Here is a 14,827-nt window from a genome sequence, read left to right as displayed (position 1 = left end):
AATGGTCGCGTCAGTGCCGCCGCGCCGCCTTCAAAAAGCGCTCACGGTCGCTGGAGCCGACGCGCATGTCGAACACATCGCCCTCCCGCTCCATGGTCAGCGGCACGTCGACCCCCGCCGGGCCGAGGTTCCACAGGGCCCGGTAGAAGTCCGCCAGCGAGCCCACCGGCTGCCCGGCGACGGCGCGCACCACGTCGCCGGCCCGCAACTCCGCCCGCTGCGCCGGCCCGTCTCCGGCCAGCCCGACCAGCACCACCCGCTCGCGCTCGTCCTGGGTGGCGTAGAGGCCGAGCCAGGGGCGCGGCGGGCCGCTGACCTTCCCACGGGTCATCAGGTCGTCGAGAATCGGCTTCAGCAGATCGATGGGCACGTTCATGTTCAGCGGCAGGACGCGCTCCTCCGGCGCCCGGTACTGAAGCTGCAGGGAGCCGATGCCCAGCAGTTCGCCGCCCGCCCCCAGCATCGCCGTTCCACCCCAGTTCGGATGGGCCGGCAGGGTGAACAGCGCATCGTCGATCATGTATTCCCAGTAGCCGGCGAACTCCTGCCGGGCGACCACCCGCGCGGTCATGGACCGCGCCCGCCCGCCGGCTCCGGCCACCACCACCGGGTCGCCCAACTGCACATGGCGCGACGAGCCGAGCATCAGTGCCGGCACGCCCAGCGGCGACAGCGCCTGCACCAGCCCGAATCCGCTGGTGTGATCGTAGGCGACGACATGGGCCTGCACCGCCCGCCCGTCGTTTGTGGTCAGCCAGACCTCCTCGGCCTCCGCGATCAGGTAGCCGATGGTCAGGACCAGCCCGTCCTCGCGGATGACGGCGCCCTGCCCGGCGCGCTCCGTGCCCAGCACGCCGGCGGTATAGGCGTCGTCGGGAACGCTGGCGCGCAGCCCGACCACGGCGGACAGCGCCCGGTCCAGATCGTAGGCCAGATCATCGGGATCGGGCTGGAATTGCGGCGGAATCCGCCAGTCTTCGGACGGGTTCATCGGCGGCTCCTTTGCGCAGGGGGCGGTGTGATCCTCTCCCCTTTCGGCGTGATTCTCTATGGCGTTATTTGGGTTCCATGGCCTTATTTGGGAAGCCGAACGCGCCTGCTAAGCCCGGCGTTCCGCACCCCCTCCTCCGCGCGTGAAACCAGCGAGCCGCAGCGATGTTGTTCGGGATCGCTTACCAAGGCGACCAACCGAGGGAGGACATGATGGGCCTGTTCGATTTCTTCCGCCGCGATCATGGCGAAAAGGTCAGCGACACGGACACTCCGACCGCCGAGGAGCTGAAATCCCACCTGTCGCAGGTCGGCCTGCCGACGAACGGGCTGGACATCCAGGTCGCCGACGACACGGTGACCGTCCGCGGCAGCGCCGCCTCCCAGGAGGAAAAGGAGAAGATCGCGGTGGCGCTCGGCAACGTGAAGGGCGTGTCGCGGGTGGACGACCAGACCGCCGTCATCGCCAAGGACCAGGGTGCGGGCGGCCCGGACCAGCCAACCATGCCGCCGACGGAGCAGCCGGCCAGCCAGACGCGATTCCACACGGTGGAGAAGGGCGACACCCTGTCCGCCATCGCCAAGAAGGTCTACGGCGACCCCAACCGCTACAACGCCATCTTCGAGGCGAACAAGCCGATGCTGAAGGACCCGAACAAGATCTACCCCGGCCAGGTTCTGCGCATCCCGCCGCAGTGAGACGGCACCGTCCCGCGGCGGCGAGGCTCCGCCGCGGGATCGGTCCGCAAAGGTGCAGATCGCGCCGGATACTCCCGTCATTCCGACCGATCTCGAATTGCTCCGCCCAAGTCGCTTCGGCAGGCTCTCCCCACAAACCGGCAGGGAGGCGCAGGCCATGAAGATCATTGGATATCCGGACGAACTCATTCCGCGTGTCGCGGCGGCCAGCCTTGGCACCTGCCAGGACCGACCGGCCTGTGCGCAGTTTCTGGAGGGACTCGCCGCCGCTGAAAAGGCGTTCGAGGCGATCACCTGGAACCGGGTGATGCTGCATGCCCTCGCCAAGCCGGAGCCGCTGGACGACGACGTCATCAGCACCTACGAAGCCGAGGTGGCCAAGGTCGTCACCCCCATGCTCCGGAAGCTCAAGGCCGTCGGCACTCTGGCCGCGGAAGCCGCAAAGGATCTGGGCGTTCTGACGAAGGCTCACCCGAAGGCCGCGGTGGCGAAGAAGGCCCTGGCCTTCGCCAAATCGGTGCCGAGCGTCACGACCAAGCTCATCAAGGCTTTCGAGGAGGCCATCGCCAAGGACCGCAAGGACATCAGCGCCCGACTGGCGAAGGACGAGGCCGCCTATGAGAAGCAACGCAAGGCGGACCAGAAGGTTCAGGCGCAGACCAAGGGCGGCGAGTTCGTGAATCCCTTCGCCGGAAAGGGGATCGAGGAGATTTTGAAAAGCAACAAGCTGACGCTGCTGTTGCACGCCTTCGCCGTGCAGGGGCGGACCGGCGAGAACATCGAATTCCTGTCGATCACCCGCAAGGGCGTCGATCAGAAAAGCGCGCCAAAACTCTACAAGGTGTTCATCAATCAGAACAGCGCCAAAGGTCTGAACATTGACGACCAACTCAGGACTGATTTCTTCAACGGAATCGACAGCGGCGCTTACACGGACGCTCTGAAGAGCATCCGGACGCATGTGCTGAAAGTCGTGAACGAAGACACGCTGCCGCGCGCCAGGAAGCTCGAGGAACCCGCTCTGCGCAAGCTCGGCTACCGGTGACCGTCAGGCCGCGTCCTTCAGGCGCCGCCGGGCCTCCAGCGGGTCAGGCGCGCCGCCAGCCGGTCGAAGCCGGCGTCCATCACCACCGCGAGGGCGGCGACGATCAGCGCGCCCTGGATGACGTAGGCGGGGTTGGAGCCGTTCAGCCCGACGATGATCGGCAGGCCGAGGGTCTTCGCCCCGACCGTGGAGGCGATGGCCGCCGTGCCCAGATTGACGACCGCCGCCGTCCGCACCCCAGCCAGGATCACCGGGGCGGCGAGCGGCAGTTCCACCCGCCACAGCAGCGCGCCCGGCCCCATGCCCATGCCGCGGGCCGCCTCGCGCACCGGCTCCGGCACCGACTCCAGACCGGCGACGGTGTTCTCCACGATGGGCAGCAGCCCGTAGAGCGTCAGCGCGATCAGCGCCGGGGCCGGGCCGAAGCCGAGGATGGGGACCGAGACGGCCAGCACCGCCACTGGCGGGAAGGTCTGGCCCATCGCCGCCACCGCGTCGAGGACGCCGCGGAACTCCCGGCCGAAGGGCCGGGTCACCGCGATGCCCGCCGCCCCGCCCAGCAGCACCGCGATCAGGCTCGCTCCGCCGGCCAGGGCGAGATGGTCCAGCGTCAGGGCCAGGAAGCCGTCCGCCTCGTACAAGGGCCGGTCGAGCGCCGGGAAGGCCGCGGCGAACAGCGGCTTCAGCGCCGGCATCCCCAAAACCAGCGCCGCCAGGACGACCGAGCCCAGAGCCAGCCGGTCCGTCAGCAAAACGGAGAGACCGCCCCTCATGCGCGGTCCGGCCCGCGCAGCAGGTCGGCGAGGTGGAGCGCGCCCGCCGGGCGTCCCCGCCCGTCCACCACGGGAAGCCGGTCGGTCCCGCGCGCCACCATCTCGGCCAGCGCCTGACGCAGCGGCGCCCCCGCCGCCAGGGGATCGCCCGGCGCCGTTTCACCGGGGCGCATCCGCTCCGCCACCGTCTCCACGGCCAGCCGTTTCAGCCCCCAATCCTCGCGCCCCACCAGATCGCGCACGCGGTCGTCGGCGGGATCGGTCAGGATGTCGAGCGGCGTGCCGGTCTGCACCAGCCGCCCGCGGTCCAGCACGGCGATCCGGCTGGCCAGCGCCAGCGCCTCGTCCATGTCATGGGTGACGAAGACGACGGTGGTCCCCGTCGCCTTGTGGATCGCCGCCATCTCCGCCTGCAAGGCGCCGCGGGTGATCGGGTCGAGCGCGCTGAACGGCTCGTCCATCAGCAGGATGTGCGGCTCCGCCGCCAGCGCGCGGGCGACGCCGACGCGCTGCTGCTGCCCGCCGGACAGTTCGTGCGGGTAGGCGCCGCGGTAGCGCTCCGGGTCGAGGTTCAGCAGGGCGAGCAGCTCCGTCACCCGGTCGCGCACCCGCGCCCTGGGCCAGCCGAGCAGTTCCGGCACGGCGGCGATGTTGCGCTCCACCGTCCAGTGCGGAAACAGCCCGATGTTCTGGATCACGTAGCCCATGCGACGGCGCAGCGTCTCCGGCTTCAGGCGGGCGATGTCTTCCCCCTCCACCCGGATGGTCCCGGCGTCCGGCGCGATCAGCCGGTTCATCATCCGCAAAACCGTGGACTTGCCGGAGCCGGACGGCCCGATGAGCACGCGGAACTCCCCGGCCGCCACGGTCAGCGACAGGTTGTCCACGGCGGTCCAGGCGCCGAACCGCTTGGTCACTCCCTCGAAGACGATCACGCCGCCGTCCTCCCGAGTCGCGACAGCGCCAGCGCTGAGGCCAGCTTCAGCGCCGCGTCGGCGGCGACGGCCAGCAGGATCACCGGGACCGCTCCCAGCAGCACAAGGTCCAGCGCGTTGGCGAACAGCCCCTGGAACATGATCGCTCCCAATCCCCCGGCGCCGATCAGCGCGGCCACCGCGGCCAGCCCGACCGCCTGGACCAGCGTGATCCGCAAGCCGGACAGGAACACCGGGAGGGCCAGCGGCGCCTCGACCCGCCAGAAGACCTGGCGTGGGGTCATGCCGATGCCGCGCGCCGCCTCCCGCACCGGCTCCGGCACGCCGGCCAGCCCGGCGGCGGTGTTGCGCGCGATGGGCAGCAGCGAATAGAGCGTCAGCGCGATCACCGCCGGCACCGGCCCCACCCCGCCGATCCCCAGCCCCGGAAATGCGGCGGCCAGCGCCGACAGCGGGGCCAGCAGCAGCCCGAACAGAGCAATGGACGGAATCGTCTGCACCACGTTCAGCACCGGAAAGACCAGCCGCCCCACGGCGGGGGAGCGCTGCGCGGCGATGCCCAGCGGCACGCCGATCAGCAGGGTCGGCGCCAGGGCCGCCGCGACCAGCGCGGCGTGGCGCAGCACGGCCCCGGCGAAGACGTCCCGCTGATTGGCGTATTCCTTCATGATCGACAGTTGGTCGAGATGCCCGGCGGCGAATTGCCCGCCGATCAGCGCCGCGACCAGAGCGCCCACGGCGACCCGCCCGGCGGGACCTAGCCCCAGCCGCCGCACCCCGTCGAGGACAGCGAGCAGAGCGGCGGCCTCCATCATCCAGAATCCCGCCCCGAAGGAGGTCCGCGCCGCCGGGCTGGCGGTCGCGGCGAGCAGCGCGGCGTGCTGCCCGGCCAGCCAGACCAGCCCCGCCGCCGCCAGCACCCCCGCCCCGACATACAGGACATTCACCGCCCGGCTCGCCCGTAGGAACGGCCCGGCCAGCAGCAGGGCGAACGGCAGAAGCGCCGCCGCGTTTCCTCCGGCACCGGCCACCCCGCTCAACGCGATGGCCTTTCCCGACAGCAGCCGGTTCGGCGCGAAAGCAAGAAATGGCAGGGCCAGCGCCGCCGCCACGGTCACGACGGCGAGCAGCAGGGCAACGCGGTTGTGGATCAGACGGACGCGGGTCATTCCGTCGGTTCAGGCCGTCAGTTCAGGAAGCCCTTCGACTTCAGATATGTCGTGGCGACCGCCCGCGGGTCCTGTCCCTCCACGGAAATCTTGGCGTTCAACCCGCGCAGGGTCTCGGTGTCCAGGGATTTGAAAACCGGGTCCAGCAGGTCGCGGATCTTCGGATGGGCGTCCAGCACGCCGTCGCGGATGGTCGGGGCCGGAGCGTAGACCATCTGCGCGCTCTTGGTGTCCTTCATGACCACGAGGTCCAGAGCGGCGATGGCGCCGTCCGTGCCGTAGACCATGGCGGTGTTCACGCCGGACGTGCCTTCCGCCGCCGCGCGGATGGTCGCCGCCGTGTCGCCGCCGGCCAGGACCAGGATCTGGTCGGGCTTCAGCGTGAAGCCGTAGGATTTCTGGAAGGAGGGCAGCGCTGCCGGGCTCTCCACGAACTCCGCCGAGGCGGCGAGCTTCGCCGCGCCGCCAGCACCGACCCAGCGGGAGAAATCCTCCATGGTGGCGAGGTTGTTGGGTGCCGCCACGTCGCGGCGCAGCGCGATGGCCCAGGTGTTGTTCGCCGGCGCCGGAGTCAGCCAGACGATGTTGTTCTTGTCGCGGTCGAGCTGCTTCACCGTCTCGTAGCCGGCGGCGGCGTTCTTCCAGGCCGGATCGCTGTCGATGTTGAAGAAGAAGGCGCCGTTTCCGGTGTATTCCGGATAGATGTCGATTTCGCCGGCCAGCAGGGCGCCGCGCACGATCCGGGTGGGGCCGAGTTGGATCTTATTCTCCACCGGAATGCCGTTGGCCTCCAGCACCTGCAGGATCATGGTGCCGAGCAGGCCGCTTTCGGCGTCCAGCTTCGATCCGACACGGACCTTGTCCGCCGCAGCGGCGCTCCCCGCCGTCAGCAGCGCACCCAGCGCCAGGGCGGCCACCGCCCGAAACACACGCCGCATCGCCCGCATCCTCCCAACCATCGTCCATTGTGTCCGTCCGCCAGCATGGGGAAGCCGGGCCGCCGCGACAACCCACCCTTTCCGCCTGTGCGGCCCTCCATTTTGGAGAAGGGGGTCACGCCGTGACGTGGTCCTCCGCATCGCGGGCCGCCCGCGCCCCGGCGCCGTCCACCCAGCCGCCCAGCTCGCGCTCCACGAGGTCGGCCAGGAAGATGACATGGTCCGGGTGGTCGTTCAGGCAGGGGATGTAGGTGAAGCGCTCGCCGCCCGCCGCCATGAAGGCGTCCTTCACCTGGAATTGGATCTCTTCCAGCGTCTCCACGCAGTCGGCGGAGAAGCCCGGCGCGATCACCGCGATCTTGGTCTTGCCGGCGCGGGCCAGCTCCTCGACTGTCTTGTCGGTGTAGGGCTTCAGCCATTCCGCCTTGCCGAAGCGCGACTGGAAACTGTATTGCACGCGCCCCGGCTCCCAGCCCAGCCGCTCGGCCAGCAGGCGCGCGGTCTTCACGCAGAAGCAGTGGTAGGGATCGCCGCGGTCCAGATAGGCCTTCGGCAGGCCGTGGAAGCTCGCCAGCAGCACGTCCGGCGTGTGGTCCAGAGCCGCGATGTGCCGCACCACCGAGCGGGCCAGCGCCTCGATGTAGCCCGGCTCGTCGTGGTAGGCGGGGACGGTGCGCACCGCCGGCTGCCAGCGCATCGTCATCAGCTGGCGGAAAGCTTGGTCGTTGGCCGTGGCCGTCGTGGTCGCCGAATATTGCGGGTAGAGCGGGAACAGCAGGATGCGGTCGCAGCCCTGGTCCTTCAGCCGCTGAATCGCCGGACCGACCGCCGGCTGGCCGTAACGCATGGCCCAGTCGACCACCACCGCTTCACCGTGCCGCGCCGCCAGCGCCGCCGCGACGCCCTCCGCCTGGGCGCGGGTGACGGTCTTCAGCGGGCTTTCGTTGCGCTCCTCGTTCCAGATGCTTTTGTAGGCATGCCCGCTCTTGCCCGGTCGCACGGTCAGGATGATGCCGTTCAGCACCGGCCACCACACCGCCTTCGGCACCTCGATCACGCGGGGGTCCGACAGGAATTCCTTCAGATAGCGGCGCATCGACCAGTAGTCGGTCGCCTCCGGCGTTCCGAGATTCATCAGAAGCACACCGACGCGGCGCGCGGGAACCGGCGGATGGTCGGCGGGCTTGGGAATGGGCTGCATGATGTCGGTCACCTCGATGTCGCGGCGGGCAGCATAATAGCGAGCCGAACCCATCGGAAGCAGCCCTTTGTCCCTATGCGGTCGATAGGGGCGGGCTATCCTCCGACCGTTCGGACAGCGTCTTACGTCCGGTCCGCGAAAACGGATTTCAGATCGACCGCGCCGTCCGACCGCGCATCGAGGTCGAGTTGCCGTTCCACCTCGTCGAGATGCTCCATCATCAGCCGCATCGCCGCGCCGGGCGGGCCGGACTCCAGCGCCTCGACGAACCGCCGGTGCTCGGTGGCGGAGCAGGAATGGGAGGACCGCCGCTCGAACGCCGCGATGGCGAGGCTGGAGCGGTCGATCAGGTCGGCCAGGATGCCGGCCAAAGTCGCGTTTCCGGCGAAGTCGGCCAACAGCAGGTGGAACTGACCCGACAGGCGGATCAGCGACATGCGGTCGCCGGCGCGATCGGCCTCCTCCTCCCGCGCCAGATGGGCGCGCAGCTTGGCCGACATCTCGTCCGGCAGGGGGCGCGGGTTGCGGTCCAGCGCCTCGACCACGGCGCGCTCGATCACCCGCCGCGCTTCGAACACCTCGCGCGCCTCCCGCGCGGTGGGCTTGGCGACGAAGGCGCCGCGGTTGGGAATCAGCGTCACCACGCGCCGCTGCGCCAGCAGCAGCAGCACCTTGCGCACCCGCTCCCGGCTGACGCCGAACACTTCGGCCAGACTCTCCTCGGCCAGCTTGGTGCCGGGGGCCAGACGGCGGTCGGCGATGGCCTCGCCGATGCTGCGGACGATGCGGGCCTCCGCCCCCTCCCCCCGCCCCCGGACGGCGCGGCGGGGTGCGCTCAGGACAGTCTTCATGATGGCACAAGCGCTGTTCAAACCTTCGCCACGAATTGTGCACAAAACGGACCAGCGGACAAACGCGGCGGTCACAGCCTGCCCATGCATCGGGCACAGCTCACCCATGCACAATTTCGCGCCACAGCGCTGAAATCCTGACCATTCGCTGATTTTTGCCGCTCGAGGAGCGCGGAATTCCGCCATTTCCATGCTGGCATGGAACTTGCGGACATATCCAACAGCCCCACACGGCCCCGCGGATTGTGCACAAAATCGGAGAAGGCCATGACCACCGGATCGACCACCGCCGGACCGACCGCTGCCGGATCGACCGTCGAACTGGTAAAGCTGCGCAAGTCCTACGGCTCGACCGTCGCCGTGGACGGGATCGACCTGCGCATCGCCGCCGGCGCCTACTGCTGCCTGCTCGGCCCCAGCGGCTGCGGCAAGACCTCCACGCTGCGCATGATCGCCGGGCACGAGGACATCTCCGACGGCGACCTGCTGATCGGCGACACGGTCGTGAACGGGGAACCGCCGGCCCGCCGCGGCACCGCCATGATGTTCCAGAGCTACGCCCTGTTTCCGCACCTCGACTGCACCGACAACGTCGCCTTCAGCCTGAAAATGAAGGGAGTGGGCAAGGAGGAGCGGCGCCGCCGCGCGCGGGAGATGCTGGACCTCGTCCACATGTCCCAGTACGCGGGCCGGCTGCCCGCCCAGTTGTCCGGCGGCCAGCAGCAGCGCGTGGCCCTGGCCCGCGCGTTGATCACCCGGCCGGGCGTGCTCCTGCTCGACGAGCCGCTGTCGGCGCTCGACCCCTTCCTGCGCATCCGCATGCGGGAGGAGCTGAAGCGCCTGCACACCGAGCTTGGCATCACCTTCGTCCATGTTACCCACAGCCAGACCGAGGCGATGGCGCTGGCCGACCTCGTGGTGGTGATGAATCAGGGCCGGATCGAGCAGGCCGGCCCGCCGCGCGAGGTCTTCAACCAGCCGCGCACCGCCTTCGTCGCCCGCTTCATCGGCGGCCACAACGTGGTTGAGGACGCCGCCGGCCGCCGGGCCGTGCGCGCCGACCGCATCCTGCTCGGCCAGCCCGAGGGAACCGACCACCAGTTGGAAGGCACCGTCCGCGCGCTGGAGTATCACGGCGCGTCGGTCCACCTGACGCTCGACGTGCCGGGTGCGGAGGACTTCGCCGTGGTGCTGGACGAATCCCGTTTCTACGACGCCCCGCTTGCCATCGGCGACCGCGTGACCGCGGGCTGGCAGGCGCGCGACGTGCATCCCCTGGTTGCCTGATTTCCCCGACCAATCCCCAAGAACCGATTCCCCAAGAACCGACCGACCATACTGGAGGCACAGAGCATGACCGAGACGCGCACCGGTTCGCCCCTTTCCGCCGGGACCACCACGGGCGTCAGCCGCCGCACGCTGCTGAAGGGCACCGCCGCCGCCGCGGGTGTCGCCATCGGGTCGGGGGCGATCACCGGCTTCCCCACCATCTGGGCGCAGAACATCAAGAACGTCACGCTGCGCCAGTTCGGCACCGGCGTGTCGAACCTGAACGCAGTCGCCGACAAGGTGAAGGAGGATCTGGGCTTCACGCTGCAGATGACCGCGCTCGACAGCGACGCGGTGGCCCAGCGCGCGGTGACCCAGCCGAAGTCCTACGACATCGCCGACATCGAGTACTGGATCTGCAAGAAGGTCTTCCCGGCCGGCGTGATGCAGCCGATGGACGTCTCCAAGATCAAGAACTTCGACAAGATCGTCCCGATCTTCGTCAACGGCAAGCTGACCCCGGAGAGCGCCGTCGCCCAGGGCACCGCCCCGCACACCGTCGGCTTCGTGGAGGGCAAGGACAGCATCAAGTTCGCCAAGTCGGCCACCCAGTGGATGACGCTGATCCCGACCATCTACAACGCCGACACGCTGGGCATCCGCCCCGATCTGGTCGGCCGCCCGATCAGCAGCTGGAAGGACCTCCTCGACCCGGCCTTCAAGGGGAAGGCGTCGATCCTGAACATCCCCTCCATCGGCATCATGGACGCCGCCATGGTCTGCGAGGCCATGGGCGAGGTGAAGTACGGCGACAAGGGCAACATGACCAAGGAGGAGATCGACAAGACCCTCAAGATCATGACCGACGCCAAGAAGGCCGGCCAGTTCCGCGCCTTCTGGAAGACCTTCGACGAGAGCGTCAACCTGATGTCGTCGGGCGAGGTCATCATCCAGTCGATGTGGTCGCCGGCCGTGGCCGCCGTGCGCGCCAAGGGCATCCCCTGCGTCTACCAGCCGCTGAAGGAAGGCTACCGCGCCTGGGGCGGCGGCCTCGGCATCGCCAAGCATCTGAGCGGGCTGGAGCTTGAGGCGGCCTATGAGTACATCAACTGGTACCTGTCGGGCTGGGTCGGCGCCTATCTGAACCGCCAGGGCTATTACTCCGCCGTGCTCGACACCGCGAAGGAGCACATGTCGCCGGACGAGTGGGCCTTCTGGATGGAGGGTCAGCCGGCCAAGACCGACATCCTCAGCCCCGAAGGCAAGGTGATGGAGAAGGCCGGCGCGGTGCGCGACGGCGGTTCGTTCCAGGACCGCATGGGCCGCGTCGCCTGCTGGAACGCGGTGATGGACGAGGACCGCTACATGGTCCGCAAGTGGAACGAGTTCATCGCGGCGTAACCTAGGCCCGCTTGCCCCCGCCCTCCCGCTTCGCAGGGGAGGGCCAATTCCCCTCCCCTGCGAAGCGGGGGAGGGTCAGGGTGGGGGCAAGACTCTCCCACCCCAGCACTTCCCCACGGCACCGGAGCCTTCCGCCATGACCGTCTCCGCCGCCCCATCCGAAGCGTCCAGCGCGTCCGCGGCACCGCGGAGCGGCGGAGTGCGCCGTTCCGTGCTGCGCCGGGTCGCCCCCTACCTCCAGGCCGGGCCGCTGGCGCTGACGCTGCTGGTCTTCCTGCTGATCCCCATCCTGACCATCGTCGCGGTCAGCTTCTGGGACTATGACAGCATCCGCATCTACCCGGACTTCGTGCTGACCAACTACGAGGAGCTGCTGACCTCCCCGGTCACCTGGAAGACCTACCTGAACACGGTGAAATTCGCGGCGCTGACCTGGGTCATCACGCTGCTGATCGGCTTCACGGTCGCCTATTTCCTGGCCTTCCACGTCCAGTCCACGACCTGGCAGATGGTGCTGTTCCTGGTCTGCACGATCCCGTTCTGGACCTCCAACATCATCCGCATGATCTCGTGGATTCCCTTCCTCGGGCGCAACGGGCTGCTGAATTCCGGGCTGATCTCCGCCGGGCTGATCGACCAGCCGCTGGAGTTCCTGCTGTTCTCCGACTTCGCGGTGGTGCTGGCCTTCGTGCACCTCTACGCGCTGTTCATGGTGGTGCCGATCTTCAATTCGATGATGCGCATCGACCGCGCCCTGGTCGAGGCGGCGCGCGACGGCGGCGCCAGCGCGGCGCAGGTGGTGTGGAACGTCATCCTGCCGCTGGCCAAGCCGGGCATCGCCATCGGCTCCATCTTCGTGGTCACGCTGGTGATGGGCGACTTCATCACCGTCCGGCTGATGAGCGGCGGGCAGAGCGCCTCGATCGGGCTGATGATCGCCAACGAGATCTCGCTGCTCCAGTACCCCGCCGCCGCCGCGAACGCGGTCGTGCTGCTGGCCGTCGTCCTCATCATGGTCGTGGCGATGCTGCGCATCGTCGACATCCGCAAGGAGCTGTAAGCGATGACCGGCACCGGCAACCGGCGCGGCCTGTCCTTCTACCTGCTCGCCGCCTTCTTCGGGCTGTTCGTCCTGTTCCTCTACGGGCCGATCGCCACCATCACGATCCTGTCCTTCCAGGGGCCGGAGGGCGGGTTGACCTTCCCGATGAACGGCGTCTCCCTCCACTGGTTCAGGAACCTGTTCGAGCAGCAGGCGGTCGGCGATTTCGGCGGCTCCTTCCGCCGCTCCATCGCGCTCGGGCTGACGGTGATGGTGCTGACGGTGCTGTTCTCGCTGCTCGCCGGCTTCGCCTTCCGCCGCCGCTTCCTGGGCAGCGGGGCGCTGTTCTATCTGGCGGTGGCGAGCCTGATCGTGCCGTCGATCCTGGTCAGCCTGGGCATTGGCCTGCTCTTCAACATCCTGGGGATCGAGCCGACCTGGTACGGCTCGGCGCTCGGCGCGCATCTGACCTGGACGCTGCCCTTCGGCCTGCTGATCGTCTTCGCCATCTTCAACCGCTTCAACCCGGCCTACGAGGAGGCGGCGCGCGACCTCGGCGCCACGCCCTGGCAGACGGTGCGCCATGTGGTGCTGCCCATCCTGCTGCCCAGCCTGATCGGCGTCGGGCTGTTCGGCTTCACCCTGTCCTACGACGAGTTCGCGCGCACGCTGATGACCGCGGGGTCCTTCAACACCCTGCCGCTGGAGATCTACGGCATGACCACCAACGTCACGACGCCGGTGCTCTACGCGCTGGGCACGCTGACGACGCTGTTCTCCTTCACGGTGATCGGCCTGTTCCTGGCCGGGGTGATGATCCTGCGCCGCCGCCGGCTGCGGCGGACCGGCGGCGCCGCTTGAGACGCAGAAAGCCAACCATGCGCATCCTGGTCGTCAACCCGAACACCACCGCCTCGATGACCGAGAAGGCCGGGGATGCCGCCCGCGCCGTCGCGGCGCCGGGGACGGAGATCGTCGCCGCCAACCCGGCCATGGGCCCCGCCAGCATCGAGGGCTATTACGACGAGGCACTGGCCGTCCCCGGCCTGCTGGAGGTGATCGCCGCCCACGAACGCGCCGCGCCGGGCATCGACGGCGTCGTGATCGCCTGCTTCGACGATGTCGGGCTGGACGCCGCGCGCTGCCTCTCCGCCGTTCCGGTGGTCGGCATCTGCGAGGCGGCGATGAAGACCGCCACCCTGCTCGGCGGGAGGTTCAGCGTGGTCACCACCATGCCGCGCTCCGTCCCGGCGCTGGAGCATCTGGCGGGACGCTACGGCGTGGCTGGGCGCTGCCGGGTGCGCGCCGCCGGCGTGCCGGTGCTGGCGCTGGAGGACCCGGCGTCGGGCGCCGTGGAGCGGGTGCGCGAGACCATCCGCCAAGCCATCGCGGAGGACGGGGCGGAAAGCGTCGTTCTGGGCTGCGCCGGCATGGCCGATCTGGCCCGCGCCCTGACCGCGGAGATGGGCGTGCCGGTGGTGGACGGCGTCACCGCCGCGGTGAAGCTGGTGGAGGGGCTGGCCGTGCTGGGCTTGCGCACCGGCAAGACCGGCGGTTACGCTTTCCCCCTGCCCAAACCCTACGCCGGGGAGATGGCGCGCTTCGCCCCCGCCCCGCAGCCCTGAACCGGAGGGACGCCATGGAAGGCTACCGCGTGCGCGTGATGAGCCGGGCCGAGCTGGATCTCGCCGTCGACTGGGCGCGGGCGGAGGGCTGGAACCCCGGCCTGCACGATGCCGGGGCCTTCCACGCCGTGGACCCCGAAGGCTTCCTGATCGGGGAGCTGGACGGCGAACCGGCGGCCTGCCTTTCCGTCGTCCGCTATCCCGAGAACTTCGGCTTCCTCGGCTTCTACATCGTGCGGCCAGACCTGCGCGGGCGCGGCCTCGGCTGGGACCTTTGGCAGGCCGGGTTGAAGCATCTGGAGGGCTGCACCGTCGGGCTCGACGGGGTGGTGGCGCAGCAGGACAACTACCGCAAGTCCGGCTTCGCGCTGGCTTATCGCAACATCCGCTACGGCGGCGCGCCGCCCGCCGGAACCTCCTCCGTTGCGGCGCTGCTGGACGCGCGGACGGTGCCCTTCGACCGGCTGCTGACGTGGGACCGCGCGCTGTTCCCGGCGCCGCGCGCCGGCTTCCTGTCCAATTGGATCACGCTGCCCGGCGCCTCCGCGCTGGCCGCCGTGGTCGACGGGGCGTTGCGGGGCTTCGGGGTGATCCGCCCCTGCCACACCGGCAGCAAGATCGGCCCGCTCTACGCCGCCGACCGCGGCACGGCGCGCGATCTCGCGCTGGCGCTCGCCGCCACAGCGGGCGACGGACCGATTTTCCTCGACGTTCCGGAGGTCAACCGCGACGCCGTCCTGCTGGCGGAGGAGCTGGGTCTGACCCCGCAGTTCGAAACCGCCCGCATGTATCTCGGCCCCGCCCCGGCCATCGACACCGCGCGCCTGTTCGGCGTGACGACGTTTGAGCTGGGCTGAGCCGTAACAGTCCGTTACCAAACGGGGGGCCG

15 protein-coding genes are annotated in these 14,827 nt (G+C 69.2%); 8 read left to right on the top strand and 7 right to left on the bottom strand.

Annotation, left to right across the window (positions count from 1 at the left end):
* Positions 1–10: 10 nt before the first annotated feature.
* Positions 11–991, bottom strand: a complete 981-nt coding sequence (locus tag H0B54_RS12715) for a S1C family serine protease (protein ID WP_188260611.1) — start codon at positions 989–991, stop codon at positions 11–13.
* Positions 992–1,200: 209 nt separating this feature from the next.
* Here H0B54_RS12715 and lysM point away from each other — a divergent pair, with 209 nt between their 5' ends.
* Together lysM and H0B54_RS12705 are read left to right on the top strand one after the other, a co-directional pair.
* On the top strand, positions 1,201–1,689 hold the full coding sequence (lysM, locus tag H0B54_RS12710; protein ID WP_281390037.1) for a peptidoglycan-binding protein LysM: 489 nt from the start codon (positions 1,201–1,203) through the stop codon (positions 1,687–1,689).
* Positions 1,690–1,741: 52 nt separating this feature from the next.
* Positions 1,742–2,734 (top strand): hypothetical protein, encoded by a 993-nt coding sequence (locus H0B54_RS12705; protein WP_343068933.1) that lies wholly within the window; start codon positions 1,742–1,744, stop codon positions 2,732–2,734.
* Positions 2,735–2,751: 17 nt separating this feature from the next.
* Here the strand turns inward: H0B54_RS12705 and H0B54_RS12700 are convergent, their stop codons facing one another.
* The 6 genes from H0B54_RS12700 to H0B54_RS12675 form a co-directional block, all read right to left on the bottom strand.
* Positions 2,752–3,507, bottom strand: coding sequence for an ABC transporter permease (locus tag H0B54_RS12700; protein WP_188260610.1), 756 nt, complete (start codon positions 3,505–3,507; stop codon positions 2,752–2,754).
* Entirely contained in the window at positions 3,504–4,442 is a 939-nt protein-coding gene (locus tag H0B54_RS12695; RefSeq protein WP_188260609.1) for an ATP-binding cassette domain-containing protein, read from the bottom strand. The genes H0B54_RS12700 and H0B54_RS12695 overlap by 4 nt, the downstream gene beginning before the upstream one ends.
* Positions 4,439–5,611 carry an ABC transporter permease gene (locus tag H0B54_RS12690; protein WP_188260608.1) on the bottom strand — a complete coding sequence of 391 codons (1,173 nt, stop codon included), beginning with the start codon at positions 5,609–5,611 and terminating at the stop codon, positions 4,439–4,441. The genes H0B54_RS12695 and H0B54_RS12690 overlap by 4 nt, the downstream gene beginning before the upstream one ends.
* Before the next feature lie 17 nt (positions 5,612–5,628).
* Positions 5,629–6,549: a glycine betaine ABC transporter substrate-binding protein OsmF gene (gene osmF / locus H0B54_RS12685; protein WP_188260607.1), complete on the bottom strand. Its 921-nt coding sequence runs from the start codon at positions 6,547–6,549 to the stop codon at positions 5,629–5,631.
* 115 nt (positions 6,550–6,664) lie between these two features.
* The gene (gene hemH / locus H0B54_RS12680; protein WP_211109348.1) at positions 6,665–7,804 is read right to left on the bottom strand and encodes a ferrochelatase; all 1,140 of its coding nucleotides are present in this window, start codon (positions 7,802–7,804) and stop codon (positions 6,665–6,667) included.
* A 68-nt stretch (positions 7,805–7,872) separates the two neighbouring features.
* Complete coding sequence (locus tag H0B54_RS12675) at positions 7,873–8,601, bottom strand: GntR family transcriptional regulator (RefSeq protein WP_246472509.1); 729 nt, start codon at positions 8,599–8,601, stop codon at positions 7,873–7,875.
* Between the two features lie 267 nt (positions 8,602–8,868).
* Here H0B54_RS12675 and H0B54_RS12670 point away from each other — a divergent pair, with 267 nt between their 5' ends.
* The 6 genes from H0B54_RS12670 to H0B54_RS12645 all read left to right on the top strand — a co-directional run bounded on the left by H0B54_RS12670 (position 8,869) and on the right by H0B54_RS12645 (position 14,795).
* Entirely contained in the window at positions 8,869–9,888 is a 1,020-nt protein-coding gene (locus H0B54_RS12670; RefSeq protein WP_188260606.1) for an ABC transporter ATP-binding protein, read from the top strand.
* A gap of 66 nt (positions 9,889–9,954) precedes the next feature.
* Positions 9,955–11,271, top strand: a complete 1,317-nt coding sequence (locus tag H0B54_RS12665) for an ABC transporter substrate-binding protein (RefSeq protein WP_094303344.1) — start codon at positions 9,955–9,957, stop codon at positions 11,269–11,271.
* Between the two features lie 136 nt (positions 11,272–11,407).
* On the top strand, positions 11,408–12,331 hold the full coding sequence (locus H0B54_RS12660; RefSeq protein WP_188260605.1) for an ABC transporter permease: 924 nt from the start codon (positions 11,408–11,410) through the stop codon (positions 12,329–12,331).
* Between the two features lie 3 nt (positions 12,332–12,334).
* Positions 12,335–13,174: an ABC transporter permease gene (locus H0B54_RS12655; RefSeq protein ID WP_188260604.1), complete on the top strand. Its 840-nt coding sequence runs from the start codon at positions 12,335–12,337 to the stop codon at positions 13,172–13,174.
* 17 nt (positions 13,175–13,191) lie between these two features.
* Positions 13,192–13,938 (top strand): aspartate/glutamate racemase family protein, encoded by a 747-nt coding sequence (locus H0B54_RS12650; protein ID WP_188260603.1) that lies wholly within the window; start codon positions 13,192–13,194, stop codon positions 13,936–13,938.
* 14 nt (positions 13,939–13,952) lie between these two features.
* Complete coding sequence (locus H0B54_RS12645; protein WP_188260602.1) at positions 13,953–14,795, top strand: GNAT family N-acetyltransferase; 843 nt, start codon at positions 13,953–13,955, stop codon at positions 14,793–14,795.
* Positions 14,796–14,827 lie beyond the last annotated feature (32 nt).

The organism is Azospirillum tabaci, assembly GCF_014596085.1.
Lineage (GTDB): Bacteria > Pseudomonadota > Alphaproteobacteria > Azospirillales > Azospirillaceae > Azospirillum > Azospirillum tabaci.
This window is presented reverse-complemented; position numbering and strand designations above follow the sequence as displayed.

What these genes read in the sequence shown, in the direction of transcription:
- H0B54_RS12690 (WP_188260608.1), bottom strand. Translation starts at nt 5,611, where the DNA reads ATGACCCGCGTCCGTCTGATCCACAACCGCGTTGCCCTGCTGCTCGCC.
- lysM (WP_281390037.1), top strand. Translation starts at nt 1,201, where the DNA reads ATGATGGGCCTGTTCGATTTCTTCCGCCGCGATCATGGCGAAAAGGTC.
- H0B54_RS12715 (WP_188260611.1), bottom strand. Translation starts at nt 991, where the DNA reads ATGAACCCGTCCGAAGACTGGCGGATTCCGCCGCAATTCCAGCCCGAT.
- H0B54_RS12670 (WP_188260606.1), top strand. Translation starts at nt 8,869, where the DNA reads ATGACCACCGGATCGACCACCGCCGGACCGACCGCTGCCGGATCGACC.
- H0B54_RS12700 (WP_188260610.1), bottom strand. Translation starts at nt 3,507, where the DNA reads ATGAGGGGCGGTCTCTCCGTTTTGCTGACGGACCGGCTGGCTCTGGGC.
- H0B54_RS12645 (WP_188260602.1), top strand. Translation starts at nt 13,953, where the DNA reads ATGGAAGGCTACCGCGTGCGCGTGATGAGCCGGGCCGAGCTGGATCTC.
- hemH (WP_211109348.1), bottom strand. Translation starts at nt 7,804, where the DNA reads ATGGGTTCGGCTCGCTATTATGCTGCCCGCCGCGACATCGAGGTGACC.
- H0B54_RS12660 (WP_188260605.1), top strand. Translation starts at nt 11,408, where the DNA reads ATGACCGTCTCCGCCGCCCCATCCGAAGCGTCCAGCGCGTCCGCGGCA.
- H0B54_RS12655 (WP_188260604.1), top strand. Translation starts at nt 12,335, where the DNA reads ATGACCGGCACCGGCAACCGGCGCGGCCTGTCCTTCTACCTGCTCGCC.
- H0B54_RS12650 (WP_188260603.1), top strand. Translation starts at nt 13,192, where the DNA reads ATGCGCATCCTGGTCGTCAACCCGAACACCACCGCCTCGATGACCGAG.
- H0B54_RS12675 (WP_246472509.1), bottom strand. Translation starts at nt 8,601, where the DNA reads ATGAAGACTGTCCTGAGCGCACCCCGCCGCGCCGTCCGGGGGCGGGGG.
- H0B54_RS12665 (WP_094303344.1), top strand. Translation starts at nt 9,955, where the DNA reads ATGACCGAGACGCGCACCGGTTCGCCCCTTTCCGCCGGGACCACCACG.
- osmF (WP_188260607.1), bottom strand. Translation starts at nt 6,549, where the DNA reads ATGCGGCGTGTGTTTCGGGCGGTGGCCGCCCTGGCGCTGGGTGCGCTG.